Raw genomic sequence first — 15,801 nt, 5'->3', positions numbered from 1 at the left:
GCCGCCGCGGCTCAGGCGGACAGCCTGCGCACCGCCGCCGCGACCCGCTCGTCGGTGGCCGTGAAGGCGACGCGTACGTACCGCTCCCCTGCAGCGCCGTAGAAGTCGCCCGGCGCCACGAGGATGCCCTGCTTGGACAGGTCCGCGACGGTGTCCCAGCAGGACTCGTCGCGCGTCGCCCACAGGTACAGACTCGCCTCGCTGTGCTCGATGCGGAAGCCCGCGGCCTCGAAGGCCTCCCGCAGCATCGCCCGCCGCCGTGCGTAGCGCTCCCGCTGCCGTGCCACATGGGCGTCGTCCCCGAGCGCGGCGATGGTGGCGGCCTGCACCGGAGCGGGCGTCATCATGCCGCCGTGCTTGCGGATCTGCAGCAGCTCGCCCAGCACGGCGGAGTCGCCGAGCAGGAAGGCGGAGCGGTAGCCGGCCAGGTTGGAGCGCTTGGACAGTGAGTGGACGGCCACGATCCCCTCGTAGGAGCCGCCGCAGACGTCGGGGTGCAGGACGGAGACCGGGTCGGCGTCCCAGCCCAGCTCCAGGTAGCACTCGTCGCTGAACACCAGCACTCCGTGCTCCCGCGCCCAGGCGACGGCACGGGTCAGCTCGTCCTTGGACAGTACGCGTCCGGAGGGGTTGGAGGGGCTGTTGAGCCACAGCAGGCGCAGCCCGGCCGGGTCCTGCTCGGTCGGCTCGTCGTAGACGACCGGCTCGGCGCCCGCCAACCGCGCGCCGACCTCGTAGGTGGGGTAGGCGAGCCGCGGGTAGGCCACCTTGTCGCCCGCGCCGAGGCCCAGTTGGGTGGGCAGCCAGGCGACCAGCTCCTTGGAGCCGACGACCGGCAGCACATGCGCGTCGGTCAGCCCGGTGGCGCCCAGCCGGCGGCCGGCCCAGCCGGTGATGGCGGCGCGCAGCTCGGGCGTCCCCCACACGGTCGGGTAACCGGGGCTGTCCGCGGCCGCGGACAGGGCCTGCTGCACGAGGTGCGGGACCGGGTCGACGGGGGTGCCGACCGACAGGTCGACGATGCCGCCGGGGTGGGCGGCGGCCGTGGCCTTGTACGGTTCGAGCCGGTCCCACGGGAAGACGGGGAGTCGGGACGAGACAGGCTGTGCCACGGTGGTGCTCACTTTCGGTTCCTCGCAGGCCCGCGGCCTGCCGCTGCCTGAAACGCGGCGGTCCCGCACGGCGGTGTGCCGTACGGGACCGCCCGCGATTGTCGTGTCACGCGCCCTGCGGCGGCAGGGCGGCGATGAAGGGGTGGTCGCGCTCGATCAGCCCGAGCTTGGAGGCGCCACCGGGCGAGCCGAGCTCGTCGAAGAACTCGACGTTCGCCTTGTAGTAGTCCTTCCACTCCTCCGGGGTGTCGTCCTCGTAGAAGATGGCCTCCACCGGGCAGACCGGCTCACAGGCTCCGCAGTCGACGCATTCGTCCGGGTGGATGTACAAGGACCGCTGGCCCTCGTAGATGCAGTCGACGGGGCACTCCTCGATGCATGCCTTGTCCTTGACGTCGACACAAGGCTGCGCGATGACGTAGGTCACGCTGTCGTTCCTCCTCGGTAGGGCTGTCTCGCGCGGGAGCGCGGCGTCGTCGATGCCCGCCCCTAGTATCTCCGTTCTTGGGCAGCAGACGAACAGGAGGGGCGGTCATGGGCATGGATTTCACCGCCGGAGGCAGGTTCGAGGTGCGCATAACCCCTTCTGACGTGGGCAAACGCGTTTCGGTACGGAGGATCGCGGAGATCGTCGACGGGCGGCCGGTTTTCGCCGACGCCGTCGGAGTTCTCACATCCTGGGACGAAGGGGTACTGGTGGTCACCCGCCGGGACGGGGCGTCCGTGCGCATCGCGGAATCCTCCCTGGTGGCGGGCAAGATCGTGCCCGCGGCGCCGGCGCGTCGCGGCGCCCGCGCGCCGCGCGCGACGGCCCGGGAACTGCAGGAGTCGGCCTCCCGCTGCTGGCCTGCGCGGGAGACCGCCCGGCTGGGCGGATGGACGCTTCGGGCGGCGGGCGGCTTCACCCGGCGCGCCAACTCGGTGCTGCCGCTCGGGGATCCGGGTGTCCCGCTGGCGGAGGCCGCGGCACGGACCGCCCGCTGGTACGGCGACCGCGGCCTGCCCGCGTACGTGCAGGTCACCACCGGCGGCGAGGACTCCGACGAGACGCTCGCACAGGCGCTGGTGGGCATGGGCTGGACCGCGGAGGGCCACGCCCTGCTCTGCACGGCCCCTCTGGCGCCGATCGCGGACCTGCCGGGCGCCGAGGCCGTCCGCCTGTCTCGCGAGGCCGACGGCGGGTGGCTGGATCGCTACCACCGCACGGGCGCTTCGGGCGACGTGGCTTCGAAGGTGCTGGGCGGCGGGCCCTCGGTGTGGTTCGCCGCCGTGCCGGCGGACGGCGACCCGGCCGTCACGGGGCCCGCGGCGATCGGACGCTGTGTGGTCGACGGCCGCTTCGCCTCCTTCGGCGCCGTCGAGGTGGCCCCGGACCACCGCCGGCGCGGACTGGCCGGGGCCGTGATGGCCGCGCTCGCCCGCAAGGCCCTGGACGAGGGCGCCTCCGGCGCGTACCTGCAGGTCGAGACGGGCAACGAGGCCGCGCGCGCCCTCTACGACAGCATGGGCTTCACCCCCCATCACGCCTATCACTACCAGCGCGGCCCGCTGTCCGCGGAAGGGTGAGCCCCCGTATGGACGACACCCTCAGGCAGCGCTTCGCCGAGGCTGCCCGCGAGCCGCGCCCCGACCTCGCCGAGCTGTGCCTGCTCATCGGGGCCGCGGCCGACCCGGCCCTCGACGAGGCCGGGACGGACGCGGCGCAGATGGAACTCGACCGCCTCGCCGGCCTCCTGCCGTACGGCCTCACCACTGCCGTCGACTGGGCGGGCGCCACCGCGGAACTGCTCGGTGGCCGTTGCGGGTTCGGCGGTTCCCCGGCCGACTACCAGCGGCTGGAGTCGTCCCTGCTGCACCAGGTGCTGTGGCGGCGGCGCGGGCTGCCGATCCTGCTGTCGGTGGTCTGGATGGAGGTCGTCCGGCGTGTGGGCGGCCCGATCCACGGCGTCGCCCTCCCCGGGCACTTCATCGTGGGCTTCGGCGACCCCGCGGGCGCCTTCGTGCCCGCCGACCCCTTCGACGGCGGCCGGCGGCTCGGCGAGGAGGACGTACGCCTGCTCGTGGCGGGCGCGACGGGAGCCGCGCCGTCCTCGGTGGTGCTGGAGCCGGCCGACCCGCTGGAGATCGTGCTGCGGGTGCTCAACAACATCCGCGCCTGGGCCTCCGCACGTCCGGAGCAGCTCGCCACACAGCTGTGGACGGTGGAACTGGCGCTGTTGCTGCCCCACCACCCTGCTCGCCTGCGCTTGGAGCGGGCGCAGCTGCTGGTGCGCGCCGGGGACTTCGCTCGGGGCGCCGTGGAGATGGAGGCGTACGCGGACGTGCTCGCGGAGGCGGAGCCCTCCGCCGCGGCGGCGGTGCGCCGCCAGGCGCGGGCCGCCCGCGCTCTCCTGAACTGAAGGCGCCGGGGGTGCGCGGGGCGGGTGTGGCCGGTGATCGGCGCGGGCCGGCGGTGCTGACGTGGTGCCGGTCCTCGGGGGCGGGTTGGTCTCGCGCCCTCGGGCGCCGGACGGCGGGAGAGCCGCGGGACCCAGAGCGCGGATGAGACGGGTGTGGCCCTCGGTACGGGTACCGGGGGCCACACCCGTCACACGCGGGTCGGGCGACCGGGGGTCAGGAGGTGCCCTCGATGGTCACCGTCTTCTTGGCGGCGTCGGTGGTCTGCAGCGCGGGCAGCATCGCGGAGGCCACGTCCTCGGGGGTGACGGCGGTCTTGCTGCCGTCACCGCGTTCGACCAGCACGCCGTCGAAGGCGCCGCCGTACAGGTCCTTGAGCACCTTGCGGTCGATGTACGGGGTGAGGTTGCCGTTCTGGTCCGGCACCATCGTGAGGATCTGCGACAGCGACTTCTGGGGGCTGAACGGGATCTGCGCGGCACCCGCGCGGACCGTGACGAACCCGGACATGGCGGTCTTGCCGAAGCCGTCGACGGCCTTGTCGAGCGCCTCCTGGGTCACCTTGGGCTGGACGGTGGTGACCTTCAGGCCGACCACGCCGGCCTTGCCCGTGGCGACCTGCGTGGCGTAGGCCGTCTTCACGGCGTCGATCGAGGCGCCCACGTCCACACCCTGGTGGGGCTTGCCGGGGACGGCGACCGCCTTGCCCTTCACGAACTTGACCATGCCCTCGGAGCCGGGGCCCCCGAGCTCCTGGGAGAGCTTCTCCAGCTGGGCGCGGAGCTTCTCGTTGTCCGTGGTCAGCACGGGCTCGGCCGCCCGCGTGCCGCCGAACAGCGAGCCGATGACGGTGACCGGGTTGTAGTCGCGGTGCGCCAGGTTGCGGACCGTCGCGTCGGTGTCGAGGACGAGTCCGGCGGCCGTGGGCTTCAACGACTGGCGAGCGTCGCCGACGGTGACGGTGATCGCCGCGTTCTTGCGGGCGCCCAGCCGCTCGTCGAGGAGCGCGACGGCCTGGTCCTTGGTCTTGCCGCCGATCTCCACGCCGTAGACGGTCGTGCCGGCCGGCACGTCGGCGTGGTCCATCAGCAGGCCGGCGCCGTAGGCGAGGCCGAGCAGGCCCAGCACGCCGACGCCCACCAGTATGAGCTTGGAACGGCCCTTGGGCTTGGGCTCCGCAGTGTTCTGGCGGCCGGCGGGCGCCGCCGGCTCGTCCTGCTCGAAGCGGTACATCTCGCCGCCGGCCGGGGCGGGCCGGTTGGCGGACGGCCCCGCGGGGGGAACCGCCGGGATGCCGCCGACGAGCGTGTCCCCGGGCAGCCGGTCGGCTGCGGGAGGCGGGAACGGCGTGGGACGCGGCGAGCGGCCGGCCGCGGGGCCCGCCGGGGGCACGCGCATGTCACCGGTGACCGGGCCCGCGGTGGGGCCGGACGGTGGCTGCTGCCCCGGGAAGGGCTGGCCGGCTCCGGGGCCACCCGCGGGTCCCGCAACGGGCCCCCCGGGGAACGGGCGCTGCGCCGGGGCCTGGCGTCCGGGACCGGCCGGGCCGCCGAAACCACCGGGGCCCTCAGGACCACCCTGCACCGCCGGGCCCCCGGGACCGCCGAAACCGGCGGCGCCGCCGTTCGGGCGCGGGATGCCGCCGCGCCGGGGCGCGCCGGAGCCGTCGGCCGGCCCCGGAACCGGGCCGCGCTCCGCGGGGCCGGGCTGGGCGGGGATGTCGCCGAGCCGCATCGGCTGGGTGACCTCGGGGGCGGAGAACTCCTGGGCCGCCTCGGGGGCCGGGGCAGAAGCCGGTGCGGGTGCGGGCGCGGGGGCACCCTTCCGCGGGGCGAACCAGTCACTCGCCGACTTCTCGGCCTTCGGCCCGGGAGCCGGCTCGCCGGCGGGCTGCGGCGCGGGGCCGGATGCCGGGGCGCCCTGACCGGCCCCGGTGCCGCTGCCCGTACCGGGGCCCGGGCCGCCGGCCGGCCGGCCCGCGGGCCGCGGCGCCGACTCGGCCGCGGAGGCGCCCGGCGCGGACCAGGCGGACGGCTCGCCCTCCTCGCCGCCCTCGACGGGCGTGCGGACGACGACCGGCGGGATCGGCCGGGATCCGGGGATGTTGATACGCACCCGGGTGGTCAGCGTGGTCTCGGTCTTGGCCTCCTCCGCGGCGGGAGCCTCGGCCGGCTCCCCGTTCGCGGCACCGTCGCGCGGGTCCTCCTGCGGATGCAGCGACGGAAACGGCCGGGTTCCGTACGGCGGGGTACCCGACGGGTAGGCGGCTCCTCCCCGCCCCTGGGGGCCGGGGGACGGACGATCAGTTTCACGACTCAAAGCAGGCTCTCCCGGTTCGCTTCGCCACCCGTCACGGCCTTTCCGCGGGCGGCCCGGCGGCGCGCACCACCATACTGGGCGCCGCGTCGAAGCCGCTGCCCGCTGAATGGAGACCGCCCCTGCAAAAGGGGCTTATAGGACGTCGCGCGTCACACGGACGACGTTCGCTCCCTCACGGACGCAACGTGGCGCCTATCGTGCCTCACGTGATCCACTGCCGTCGGCGCGGGGCTGCACAAGCGTGGCCGACATCACGCCTGCCAACGCTCCGCCCAGCAGGTAGACGTACGGGCTGATCCCGTTGGCGAACAGGAAATCACCCTCCGGGCGGGCGGAGCTGAGCAGCATCACGGTGATCAGCCAGACCGCCGCCGGGACCACCGCGCCCAGCCGCGTGCCGGTGAGTCTGGCGCCGCCGTGGAAGAGCGCCGCGCTCCCGGCGAGCGCGAGCAGCAGCCCGCCCGGGAACCAGGCGGCCTGGACGAGCGACCCCGCGACGGCGACCAGGACGCCCAGGACGGCGAGCAGGGGGTAGGCCGCGCGCCTCATGCCCCGGTCCCCGCGAACAGGTCGTCCTCCAGGCTCCCGGCCGGCGCGGGCACGCCCGCGACCAGACGGTAGAACTCGGCCCCGAACAGGGGCTGCCCGAGGTCGTTGGAGAGCGCGAAGAACGGGCCGTCCACCGCGATCTGGGTGGCGTGGGCCTTCATCGCCGCCGCCTTCCGCTCGGAGTAGCGGCCGTCCACGTCGATGGCCGCGGTCACCAGGTCGTCGTCCACCACGCCGGGGACGTCGTCGGCCGTCGCGATGCCCTCGAAGGGGATCTGCCGGCCGGCCGCGCGCAGGCGGGCGAAGCCCTCCTCGACCACCCGGCGCGGAACGCAGTTCCAGTAGATCTTGGCGATGGAGTGCGGCTCGCCGAGGTCGCGGCGGTAGGTCGGCTCGGCGGACAGCTCGGCGGCGCGCATGGCGACCCGGTGCGCCTTGATGTGGTCGGGGTGGCCGTAGCCGCCGTCGGGGTCGTAGGCGACCAGGACCTGCGGACGGACCTCGCGGATCACCTCCACGAGGTACCCGGCGGCGAGGTCGAGATCGGCCTGCCAGAAGCTGTCGGGCCGGTCGTTCTGGGGCGCGCCCATCATCCCGGAGTCCCGGAAGCGGCCCGGGCCGCCGAGGAAGCGGTGGTCGGTGACGCCGAGTTGGACCATGGCGTCGGCGAGCTCGCCGATCCGGTGGGCGCCGAGGGCGTCGTCGCGGTCGGACGCCAGATGCGCCAGCTCGGGCGGGATGACCTCGCCCTCCTCCCCGAGGGTGCACGTCACCAGGGTGACGCGCGCGCCCTCGGCGGCGTACTTCGCCATGGTGGCGCCGTTGTTGATCGACTCGTCGTCGGGATGCGCGTGGACGAACAGCAGTCGCCGGGCGGGCAGTGCGGTCATGAGAAGAGCCTAGGGCAGTCACCCCGCCTCATCCGCGGCGAGCCACCAGCTCAGAACTTGAAGTCGCCGATCATGCCCGCGACGTTGGTGGTGAGGTCCCGGATCGTCGGCGCGATGGAGGAGCTTGCCAGGTAGAACCCGAGCAGTACGCAGACCACCGCATGCCCCGCCTTCAGACCCGCCTTCCTGACCAGCAGGAAGACGACGATCAGCAGCAGCAGCACCGCCGAAATCGAAAGTGCCACAGCGGCTCACCTCCAGGGCCTCGTATTCCGACAGCAGTTGCCAACCGGTTGTTACCCACTCTCGGGACGGGATCATAACTTTGTGGCGCGCCGCATAGCTCGTCGCACGGGAGCATGCGGGGGCGCATGGCCGGATCTCGCGGTCGGCGTGCGCTGGGCGCGCCGAAAGGGCAATGGCACACTCCCTCCATGACGCAAGCGCTCTCGTTCCCCCGGCAGTACGCCCGCACGCAGCGGTTCTCGCTCGGCGCCCCCCGCTCCTTCACCGTGTCGCCGGACGGCGGCCGCATCGCCTTCCTCCGCTCCCGTTCCGGTACCGACCGCTCGCATCTGCTGTGGGTGCTCGACGTGGAGTCCGGCGCCGAGCGGGTCGCGGCGGACCCCGCGCTGCTGCTGTCCGGCGCCGCGGAGGAGTTGTCGCCGGAGGAGAAGGCGCGCCGCGAGCGCAGCCGGGAGGGCTCGGCCGGGATCGTCGGCTACGCGACCGACGACGCGGCGGAGCTGGCCGCCTTCGCCCTGTCGGGACGGCTGTTCACGGCGGAGCTGCGGGCCGGAACCGCCCGGGAGCTCGCCGTACCGGGCCCGGTGGTGGACCCGCGCCCGTCGCCGGACGGCCGCCGGGTGGCTTATGTGGCGGACGGCGCGCTGCGCGTGGTGGCCGCCGACGGCAGCGAGGACCGGGCGCTGGCCGAACCCGAGGGGCCGGAAGTCACCTACGGGCTGGCCGAGTTCATCGCCGCCGAGGAGATGTCCCGCAGCCGCGGCTACTGGTGGTCCCCGGACGGCACCCGCGTGCTGGCGGCCCGGGTGGACTCCTCCCCCGTCCAGCGATGGTGGATCGCCGACCCGGCGAACCCCGGGCAGGCGCCGGCGGAGGTCGCCTATCCGGCGGCGGGGACGCCGAACGCCGAGGTGACGCTGGTGCTGCTGACGCTGGACGGCGCCGCCGTCGCGGTGGAGTGGGACCGCGAGCGCTACCCGTACCTGGCGCAGGTGCACTGGTCGGCGGGCGGTCCGCCGCTGCTGCTCGCGCAAACGCGTGACCAGTGCGAGCAGGTGTACCTGGCGGTGGACACCGCCACCGGCGCCACCCGCGAGGTGCACCGGGACCGCGACGGAATCTGGCTTGATCTTTTCGCCGGGGTGCCCGCGTGGCTGTCCGGGGAGCGGCTCGTGCGGATCTCCGACGAGAACGGCTCGCGATCACTGTACGTCGGCGAACAGCCCTGGACAGGACCGGAATTGCACGTGCGTGCGATGCTCGGAAGCGATGGCGACGCCATCTTGCTGTCCGCATCCGCGGGGCACGGCGCCAAGGACCCGGAGTACGGCGAGATCCATGTGTACCGCGCCGACGGCGGCCCCGGCGGACCGGTCCGGCTGAGCGGTGCGCCCGGTGTCCACTCCGCGGTGCACGCCGGGGGCGTCATGGTGCTGTCCTCCGCGTCCCTGGAGTCGGCGGCCACGGCCGTTCGGGTGCTGCGGGACGGCGAACAGGTGGCGGAGATCGCCTCGCACGCCGAGACCCCGGTCCTCACCGCGCGCCCGGTGCTGGTGGGCGCCGGCGAGCGCGGCATCCCGGCGGCGGTGCTGCTCCCCTCCGGCTACCGGGAGGGCGACGGACCGCTGCCGGTGCTGATGGACCCCTACGGCGGGCCCCACGGCCAGATGGTGCTGCGCACGCAGCGCATCCACCTCGAGCCGCAGTGGCTGGCCGACCAGGGCTTCGCGGTGGTCGTCGCGGACGGCCGGGGCACCCCCGGGCACTCCCCCGCCTGGGAGAAGGCGATCGCCGGCGACTTCGCGGGCGTCACCCTCGACGACCAGGTCCACGCGCTGCACGCACTGGCCGAACGGCACCCGCTGGACCTGACCCGGGTGGGCATCCGCGGCTGGTCCTACGGCGGCTACCTGGCGGCGCTCGCGGTGCTGCGCCGCCCGGACGTCTTCCACGCCGCGGTGGCGGGCGCACCGGTCACCGACTGGCGGCTGTACGACACCCACTACACCGAGCGCTACCTCGGCCACCCCGGGGAGCAGCCGGCGGTGTACGCGGCCAACTCGCTGGTCACTGACGCCGGGCTGGCGGACCCGGCGGACGAGGTCCGGCCGCTGATGATCATCCACGGTCTCGCCGACGACAACGTGGTGGCCGCGCACACCCTGCGGCTGTCCTCCGCGCTGCTGGCGGCCGGCCGCCCGCACGAGGTCCTGCCGCTGTCCGGGGTCACCCACATGACACCGCAGGAGGAGGTCGCGGAGAACCTGCTCCTGCTCCAGGTCGACTTCCTGCGGCGCTCGTTGGGTGTCGCGCGGCGCTAGGCCGCGCCGGAACGCACGGCAGCCGGCCGGAACGACCGAGGGTCGTTCCGGCCGGCTCACGGCACCCGCACGGCCGTACACATGCCAGCATGGGGCGTCCGTATATCGGACGTGCGTCCATCACGTTGCGCGCGTGTAAGACGGCGGCCGCCCGCCGCGCTCAGCGCCCCGGGGGCTCCGGCGGCAGCACCCGTTTGTCCTCGGCGAAATGGCACGCGCTGTCGTGCGCCGCCGGAGAGTCCACCGCCCGGAAGGCCTCGGGCACCGCCAGCGCCGGCACCTCCAGGGCGCAGCGTTCCCGTGCCTTCCAGCAGCGCGTCCGGAAACGGCAGCCGGACGGCGGGTCGGCCGGCGAGGGCACGTCACCGCTGAGCACGATGCGCTCACGCCGCCCGCGCGCCCCGGGATCCGGGACCGGCACCGCCGACAACAGGGCCTGGGTGTACGGGTGGGTCGGGTGCTCGTAGACCTGGGTGTCGTCCCCGGTCTCGACGATCCGCCCGAGGTACATCACCGCCACCCGGTCCGCGATGTGCCGCACGATCGACAGGTCGTGCGCGATGAAGACGTAGGAGAGGGCGAACTCGGCCTGCAGTCTCTCCATCAGGTTGACGACCTGCGCCTGCACGGAGACGTCCAGCGCCGAGACCGGCTCGTCGGCGACGATGACCTCGGGGCGCAGCGCCAGGCCGCGGGCGATGCCGATGCGCTGCCGCTGGCCGCCGGAGAACTGGTGCGGATAGCGGTTGACGTGCTCGGGGTCGAGGCCGACGACGTCCAGCAGTTCGCGCACCTTGCGGCGCCGGTCGCCCTTCGGGGCCACCTCGGGGTGGATCTCGTACGGCTCGCCGATGATGTCGCCGACCGTCATGCGCGGGTTCAGCGAGGTGTACGGGTCCTGGAACACCATCTGGATGTTCCGGCGCACGGCCCTCAGGGCGCGGCCGGACAGCTTGGTGACGTCCTCGCCCCTGTAGAGGATCTGCCCCCGGGTGGCCCGCTCCAGATGCACCAGCAGCCGGGCCAGGGTGGACTTCCCGCACCCGGACTCGCCGACGACGCCCAGGGTCTCGCCGCGGCGCAGGTCGAGGTCCACGCCGTCGACCGCCTGGACCTCGCCGACCTGCCGCTTGAAGAGGATTCCCTGGGTGAGCGGGAAGTGCTTGACCAGCCCCCGCACCTGGAGCACGGGGTCACCGCTGCCGCTCACCGAGGCACTCCCTCCAGAAGTGGCAGGCGCTGCCCTGCCGGGCGCTGATCCGGTACAGCGCCGGCTCGTCGGTGGCGCACACGTCGCGGGCGAGCGGGCAGCGCGGGTGGAAGGGGCAGCCGGTCGGGATGTGCAGCGGGTTCGGGGGCAGGCCCTTGATCGCATGCAGCTCCCGGCCCTTGCGGTCCAGACGCGGGATCGACTCCAGCAGGCCCCTGGTGTAGGGGTGTGCGGGGCGCTGGTAGATCTCGTGGACGGGCGCGGTCTCCACGATGCGCCCCGCGTACATCACGGCGATGTGGTCGGCGACGTCGGCGACGACGCCGAGGTCGTGGGTGATGAGGATCAGGCCCATGCCGTACTCGCGCTGCAGCTCCGCCAGGAGTTCCATGACCTGTGCCTGCACGGTCACGTCGAGCGCGGTGGTCGGCTCGTCGGCGATGACCAGCTCGGGCTCCAGGGCGAGCGCCATCGCGATCATGACGCGCTGGCGCATGCCGCCGGAGAACTGGTGCGGGTAGTCGCCCACCCGCTCCTTCGCCGCCGGGATGCGCACCCGGTCCATCAGCTCCACCGCCTTGGCACGGGCGTCCTTGCGGGACATCCCCCGGTGCACCCGGAACATCTCGCCGAGCTGCTCGCCCACGGTCAGCACGGGATTGAGGGCGGACAGCGCGTCCTGGAAGATCATCGCCATCCTGGCGCCGCGGATCCTTCGGCGCGCCTCGCGGCCCATGGCGAGCAGGTCCTCGCCGTGGAAGAGGATCTCGCCGCGGGTGACGAACCCGGGCGGCGAGTCGAGGATGCCCATGACGGCCTGCGCGGTCACCGACTTGCCGGAGCCCGACTCGCCCAGCACGGCCAGCGTCTGGCGGGAGCGCACCGCGTAGGAGACCCCGCCCACGGCCCGGGCGACGCCGTCCCGGGTGCGGAACTCCACGTGCAGGTCGCGCACCTCGAGCAGGGGCGGCTCGTCCCGGGCCGTGTCGGCCGGCGTCTGCCCGTCCATCAGCGCAGCTTGGGGTCGAGGGCGTCGCGCACCGCGTCACCGAGCATGATGAAGGCGAGCACCGTCACGCTCAGCGCTCCGGCCGGCCAGAGCAGCATGTGGGGTGCGTTGCGGATCTGGGTGGAGGCCTGGGAGATGTCGATGCCCCAGGAGACGGTGGGCGGTTTCAGCCCGACGCCGAGGTAGGACAGGGTGGCCTCCAGGGAGATGTAGGTGCCGAGCGCGATGGTCGCGACGACGATGACGGGGGCGACGGCGTTGGGCGCGATGTGCCGCAGCAGCAGCCGGGTGTGTCCGGCGCCGAGCGCACGGGCGGCCTCGACGTAGTCGTTTCGCTTCACGGTGATCACCGACCCGCGGGCGATGCGGCCGATCTGCGGCCAGCCGAGCAGCACGATGAACCCCACCACCGGCCAGACGGTGGTGCCGGTGACGACGGAGAGGAAGACCAGGCCGCCGAGGACGATCGGGATGCCGAAGAAGATGTCGCTCACCCGGGAGAGCACCGCGTCCGCCCAGCCGCCGTGGTAGCCGGCGAGGCCGCCGAGGAGCGAGCCGAGCAGGGCGGCTCCGACGGTGGCGCAGATGCCGACGGTGACCGAGGCGCGGGCGCCGTGGACGACCCGGGTGTAGACGTCGCACCCCTGGGTGTCGAAGCCGAAGGGGTGGCCGGGGGCGGAGCCCTTCTGGGAGTTGTCCAGGTCGCAGCTGAGCGGGTTGCCGGGAGCGATGAGCTGCGGCCAGAGGGAGATGACGACGAGGAAGACGATGATCAGCGCGGCGATCACGAAGACCGGGTTGCGCCGCAGGTCCCGCCAGGCGTCCGACCACAGGCTGCGCGGCCGGTCCGTGCCGGGCCCGCCGGCCGGGGCGGCCGGGGGCCTGCCGGGAGCGGGTACCCCCCTCTCCAGGGTGCGTGCCTCGTCCTGGCCCAGTCCCATGGCGGCTCCCGTCCCGCCGGCCGGCTCCACGGCCTCGTCGGGGTGGTTGCGCGGCTCAGGCATAGCGGATCCTCGGGTCGAGGACGGCGTAGAGGAGGTCGACCATCAGGTTCGCCAGGAGGAAGACGATCACGAGGATCGTCACGAACCCGACCACCGTGGCCGAGTCCAGCCGCAGGATGCCCTGGTAGAGCTGGTAGCCCACGCCGTGGATGTTGAAGATGCGCTCGGTGACGATGGCCCCTCCCATCAGCGCCCCGATGTCGGTGCCGATGAAGGTGACCACCGGGATGAGGGAGTTGCGCAGCAGGTGGCGGGTGATCACCCGGCGTCTCGGCAGTCCCTTGGCGACGGCGGTCCTGACGTAGTCGGCCCGGACGTTCTCCACGACCGAGGTGCGGCTGAGCCGGGTGACGTAGGCGAGCGAGGTCAGGGCGAGGACGAACGCCGGCACGACCAGCTCGTCGAGGCGGGCCTGCGAGGAGACCGAGGGCGCGATGACGTGCCACTTGACGCCGAGCAGGTACTGCAGCACGTAGCCGGTGACGAAGGTCGGCACGGAGATGACGACCAGGGTGCCCAGCAGCGTCGCGGTGTCCTCCAGGCGCCCGCGGCGCAGCCCGGTGAGGACGCCGAGGGTGATGCCGGCGACGATCTCGAAGAGGATGGCGAGGACCGTCAGCCGCAAGGTGACGGGCAGCGCGGTGGCCAGCAGTTCGGTGACCGGCTGCCCGTTCCAGGCGACCCCGAAGTCGCCGCGGAAGATCTGCCCCATGTAGCGCAGGTACTGCTGCCACAGCGGGTGGTCCAGATACAGGTCGCGGCGGATCTGCGCGGCCGTGGCGGGGTCGCAGGCGCGGTCGCCGCACCGTGCCTGGACGGGGTCGCCGAGCGCGTACACCATGACGAAGATCAGCACGGTGGTGCCGGCGAAGACGGGGATCATCTGCAGCAGACGGCGGATGACGTACCGGCCCATGGGCGTCAGCCGACCTTGATCTGGTTGAAGACGGGCACGCTGAAGGGGTTGAGGGTCACGTCGGAGAGCCGCTGCGACCAGGCCGCGCTGCCGTTCTGGTACCACAGCGCGATGGCCGGGACCTGCTGCGGCAGGATCCGCTCGGCCTGCTTGAAGGTGTCGACGGCCTTGGCGGGGTCGCTCTCGGCGTTCGCCCGGTCGACGAGCCGGTCGAAGCGGGGGTCGCTGAAGTGGGCGTCGTTGGACGAGGCGCCGGTGTAGTAGAGCGGCTGCAGGAAGTTCTGGATCAGCGGGTAGTCCATCTGCCAGCCGGCCCGGAACGGGTTCTTCATCCGCTGGTTGACGATCTGGTTGCGGAAGTCGGCGAAGGTGCCGACGGGATCGCCGACGCAGGCGTCGTCCTTGCCCAGGGCGTTGTTGATGCTGTTGCAGACCGCGTCGACCCACTCCTTGTGGGAGCCGCCGTCCGCGTTGTAGGTGATCCTCATGGTGCCGCCGGGGAGGCCGCCGCCCTCCTTGACCAGTTGCCTGGCGCGGGCGGGGTCGTACGCGCACGTGCGGCCGCACAGGGTGTCGTCGAAGCCGCCGTCCGCGCCGAGCACGGGCGAGGTCCAGTCCCCCGCCGGGATACGGGTGTTCTGGAAGATCTGCCGGGTGATCTGCTCGCGGTTGATCGCCATGGAGATGCCCTGGCGGAGCTTCTCGGAGTCCGGACCCGACCATGCCTTGTCGTAGAGCGGAAAGGCGAGGGTCTGGATGATGCCGGCCGGGGTGTTGAGGTAGCGGCCGTCCAGGTCGGTCTCGACGTTCCTCAACTGGGCGGCGGGCACGTCGTCGACCAGGTCCAGGTTGCCGGCCTGCAGATCGGTGTAGGCGGTGTTGGTGTCGGTGTAGACCTTGAGGTCCACGCCCTTGTTGACGGCCGCGTCGGAGCCCCTGTAACCGTCCCACGCGCGCAACCGCATGCCCTGGCCCTTGGTGTAGGACTCCACGCGGTAGGGGCCGTTGCCGACGGGTTTGCGCAGCCAGCCCGCATGGTCGGTGAAGAAGGCCCGTGGCAGCGGCATGTAGGCGGCGTAGCCGAGGGTGTCGGGCCAGGTGGAGAACTTCTGGTTGAGCCTGACGGTGAAGTTCAGGTCGTCCTGCCGGGTGAGGCCGGACAGCTCGGCGGCGGCGGGTTTCCCGGACCGCGGATGGACCTTGTCGTAGCCCTCGACGTACCGGAAGAAGGAGGCGTTGATCTGCTTGTTCGTCACGAGCGCCGCGTAGTTCCAGGCGTCGATGAAGGAATCGGCGGTGACCTTCTCGCCGTTGCTGAAGGTCCAGCCGGCCTTCAGCCTGATGGTGAAGGTCCGCTGGTCCGTGGTCGTGATCGAGTCGGCGATGACGTCCTCGGCGGCCGCCGTCCGGGGGTTGTACTTCTTCAGCCCGCGGAAGATCATGTCCAGCACCTTGCCGCCCTGCACCTCGTTGGTGTTGGCCGGCTCCAGCGGATTCTGCGGATCGGTCCACGCCGCGCTCAGCACACCGGAGCCGCTGCTCCGGGCGCCGTCCCCGCCGCCGCAGCCCGTCGCCACAAGGGCGGCCACGGCCGCACCGGCGGCCCACCTCGCCGCGCTCCTGCGCATCGGATGCCTCCTCGGGGAGCTCTGTGCCATGAAGGACACGAGGTCCACCATGACACCGCAAACCCAGGCATATTGCACAGCGGCTCACCGACCCGGTCGGTGCGGCCCTGTGACGCCCCGGAGCGTCACAGGGCCGCGAACGCCCGAGGGGGGGGGGGGGGGGGGGGGGGGGGGGGGGGGGGTGGGGGGGGGGGGGGGGG

General features: G+C 72.9%; 14 protein-coding genes. 3 read left to right on the top strand and 11 right to left on the bottom strand.

Features of this window, described 5'->3' with window-relative positions; all coding sequences use genetic code 11:
* Positions 1-11: 11 nt before the first annotated feature.
* Together dapC and fdxA are read right to left on the bottom strand one after the other, a co-directional pair.
* Positions 12-1,124, bottom strand: coding sequence for a succinyldiaminopimelate transaminase (dapC, locus tag AC3ET4_RS19350; protein ID WP_431951006.1), 1,113 nt, complete (start codon positions 1,122-1,124; stop codon positions 12-14).
* Positions 1,125-1,218: 94 nt separating this feature from the next.
* Entirely contained in the window at positions 1,219-1,539 is a 321-nt protein-coding gene (fdxA, locus tag AC3ET4_RS19345) for a ferredoxin (protein WP_431951004.1), read from the bottom strand.
* 113 nt (positions 1,540-1,652) lie between these two features.
* Here fdxA and AC3ET4_RS19340 point away from each other — a divergent pair, with 113 nt between their 5' ends.
* Positions 1,653-2,678: a GNAT family N-acetyltransferase gene (locus AC3ET4_RS19340; RefSeq protein WP_431951067.1), complete on the top strand. Its 1,026-nt coding sequence runs from the start codon at positions 1,653-1,655 to the stop codon at positions 2,676-2,678.
* Between the two features lie 8 nt (positions 2,679-2,686).
* Positions 2,687-3,511 (top strand): transglutaminase family protein, encoded by an 825-nt coding sequence (locus AC3ET4_RS19335; RefSeq protein ID WP_431951002.1) that lies wholly within the window; start codon positions 2,687-2,689, stop codon positions 3,509-3,511.
* A gap of 214 nt (positions 3,512-3,725) precedes the next feature.
* On the opposite strand, the gene AC3ET4_RS19330 is transcribed toward AC3ET4_RS19335, so the two are convergent.
* From AC3ET4_RS19330 to AC3ET4_RS19315, 4 genes are all read right to left on the bottom strand, one after another.
* The gene (locus AC3ET4_RS19330) at positions 3,726-5,828 is read right to left on the bottom strand and encodes a hypothetical protein (protein WP_431951000.1); all 2,103 of its coding nucleotides are present in this window, start codon (positions 5,826-5,828) and stop codon (positions 3,726-3,728) included.
* Between the two features lie 192 nt (positions 5,829-6,020).
* On the bottom strand, positions 6,021-6,377 hold the full coding sequence (locus AC3ET4_RS19325) for a DUF6113 family protein (protein ID WP_431950998.1): 357 nt from the start codon (positions 6,375-6,377) through the stop codon (positions 6,021-6,023).
* Positions 6,374-7,267, bottom strand: a complete 894-nt coding sequence (gene mshB, locus AC3ET4_RS19320; RefSeq protein ID WP_431950996.1) for an N-acetyl-1-D-myo-inositol-2-amino-2-deoxy-alpha-D-glucopyranoside deacetylase — start codon at positions 7,265-7,267, stop codon at positions 6,374-6,376. The genes AC3ET4_RS19325 and mshB overlap by 4 nt, the downstream gene beginning before the upstream one ends.
* A 50-nt stretch (positions 7,268-7,317) precedes the next feature.
* Positions 7,318-7,512: a hypothetical protein gene (locus AC3ET4_RS19315; RefSeq protein WP_431950994.1), complete on the bottom strand. Its 195-nt coding sequence runs from the start codon at positions 7,510-7,512 to the stop codon at positions 7,318-7,320.
* A 189-nt stretch (positions 7,513-7,701) separates the two neighbouring features.
* On the opposite strand from AC3ET4_RS19315, the gene AC3ET4_RS19310 reads away from it, so the two are divergent.
* A complete protein-coding gene (locus AC3ET4_RS19310) occupies positions 7,702-9,834 on the top strand; it encodes a S9 family peptidase (RefSeq protein WP_431950992.1) in 2,133 nt (710 codons plus the stop codon).
* Positions 9,835-9,994: 160 nt separating this feature from the next.
* Here AC3ET4_RS19310 and AC3ET4_RS19305 read toward each other — a convergent pair whose 3' ends face one another.
* Genes AC3ET4_RS19305 through AC3ET4_RS19285 form a run of 5 tightly spaced genes read right to left on the bottom strand, consistent with a single transcriptional unit; the run spans position 9,995 to position 15,601 of the window.
* Complete coding sequence (locus tag AC3ET4_RS19305) at positions 9,995-11,044, bottom strand: ABC transporter ATP-binding protein (protein ID WP_431950990.1); 1,050 nt, start codon at positions 11,042-11,044, stop codon at positions 9,995-9,997.
* Positions 11,028-12,053 (bottom strand): ABC transporter ATP-binding protein, encoded by a 1,026-nt coding sequence (locus tag AC3ET4_RS19300; RefSeq protein ID WP_431950988.1) that lies wholly within the window; start codon positions 12,051-12,053, stop codon positions 11,028-11,030. The genes AC3ET4_RS19305 and AC3ET4_RS19300 overlap by 17 nt, the downstream gene beginning before the upstream one ends.
* Positions 12,053-13,057, bottom strand: a complete 1,005-nt coding sequence (locus AC3ET4_RS19295; protein WP_431950986.1) for an ABC transporter permease — start codon at positions 13,055-13,057, stop codon at positions 12,053-12,055. Before AC3ET4_RS19295 ends, AC3ET4_RS19300 begins: the two co-directional genes overlap by 1 nt.
* Positions 13,050-13,973, bottom strand: a complete 924-nt coding sequence (locus tag AC3ET4_RS19290; RefSeq protein WP_431950984.1) for an ABC transporter permease — start codon at positions 13,971-13,973, stop codon at positions 13,050-13,052. The genes AC3ET4_RS19295 and AC3ET4_RS19290 overlap by 8 nt, the downstream gene beginning before the upstream one ends.
* Positions 13,974-13,978: 5 nt before the next feature.
* Complete coding sequence (locus tag AC3ET4_RS19285) at positions 13,979-15,601, bottom strand: peptide ABC transporter substrate-binding protein (RefSeq protein ID WP_431950982.1); 1,623 nt, start codon at positions 15,599-15,601, stop codon at positions 13,979-13,981.
* Positions 15,602-15,801: the final 200 nt, after the last annotated feature.

Source organism: Actinacidiphila sp. bgisy167, assembly GCF_057707665.1.
Note: the sequence above shows the minus strand (reverse complement) of the source record. Positions and strands in the feature narration are given on the sequence as shown.

What these genes read in the sequence shown, in the direction of transcription:
- AC3ET4_RS19290 (WP_431950984.1), bottom strand. Translation starts at nt 13,973, where the DNA reads ATGGGCCGGTACGTCATCCGCCGTCTGCTGCAGATGATCCCCGTCTTC.
- AC3ET4_RS19335 (WP_431951002.1), top strand. Translation starts at nt 2,687, where the DNA reads ATGGACGACACCCTCAGGCAGCGCTTCGCCGAGGCTGCCCGCGAGCCG.
- AC3ET4_RS19300 (WP_431950988.1), bottom strand. Translation starts at nt 12,053, where the DNA reads ATGGACGGGCAGACGCCGGCCGACACGGCCCGGGACGAGCCGCCCCTG.
- AC3ET4_RS19310 (WP_431950992.1), top strand. Translation starts at nt 7,702, where the DNA reads ATGACGCAAGCGCTCTCGTTCCCCCGGCAGTACGCCCGCACGCAGCGG.
- AC3ET4_RS19295 (WP_431950986.1), bottom strand. Translation starts at nt 13,057, where the DNA reads ATGCCTGAGCCGCGCAACCACCCCGACGAGGCCGTGGAGCCGGCCGGC.
- AC3ET4_RS19340 (WP_431951067.1), top strand. Translation starts at nt 1,653, where the DNA reads ATGGATTTCACCGCCGGAGGCAGGTTCGAGGTGCGCATAACCCCTTCT.
- mshB (WP_431950996.1), bottom strand. Translation starts at nt 7,267, where the DNA reads ATGACCGCACTGCCCGCCCGGCGACTGCTGTTCGTCCACGCGCATCCC.
- AC3ET4_RS19285 (WP_431950982.1), bottom strand. Translation starts at nt 15,601, where the DNA reads ATGCGCAGGAGCGCGGCGAGGTGGGCCGCCGGTGCGGCCGTGGCCGCC.
- AC3ET4_RS19325 (WP_431950998.1), bottom strand. Translation starts at nt 6,377, where the DNA reads ATGAGGCGCGCGGCCTACCCCCTGCTCGCCGTCCTGGGCGTCCTGGTC.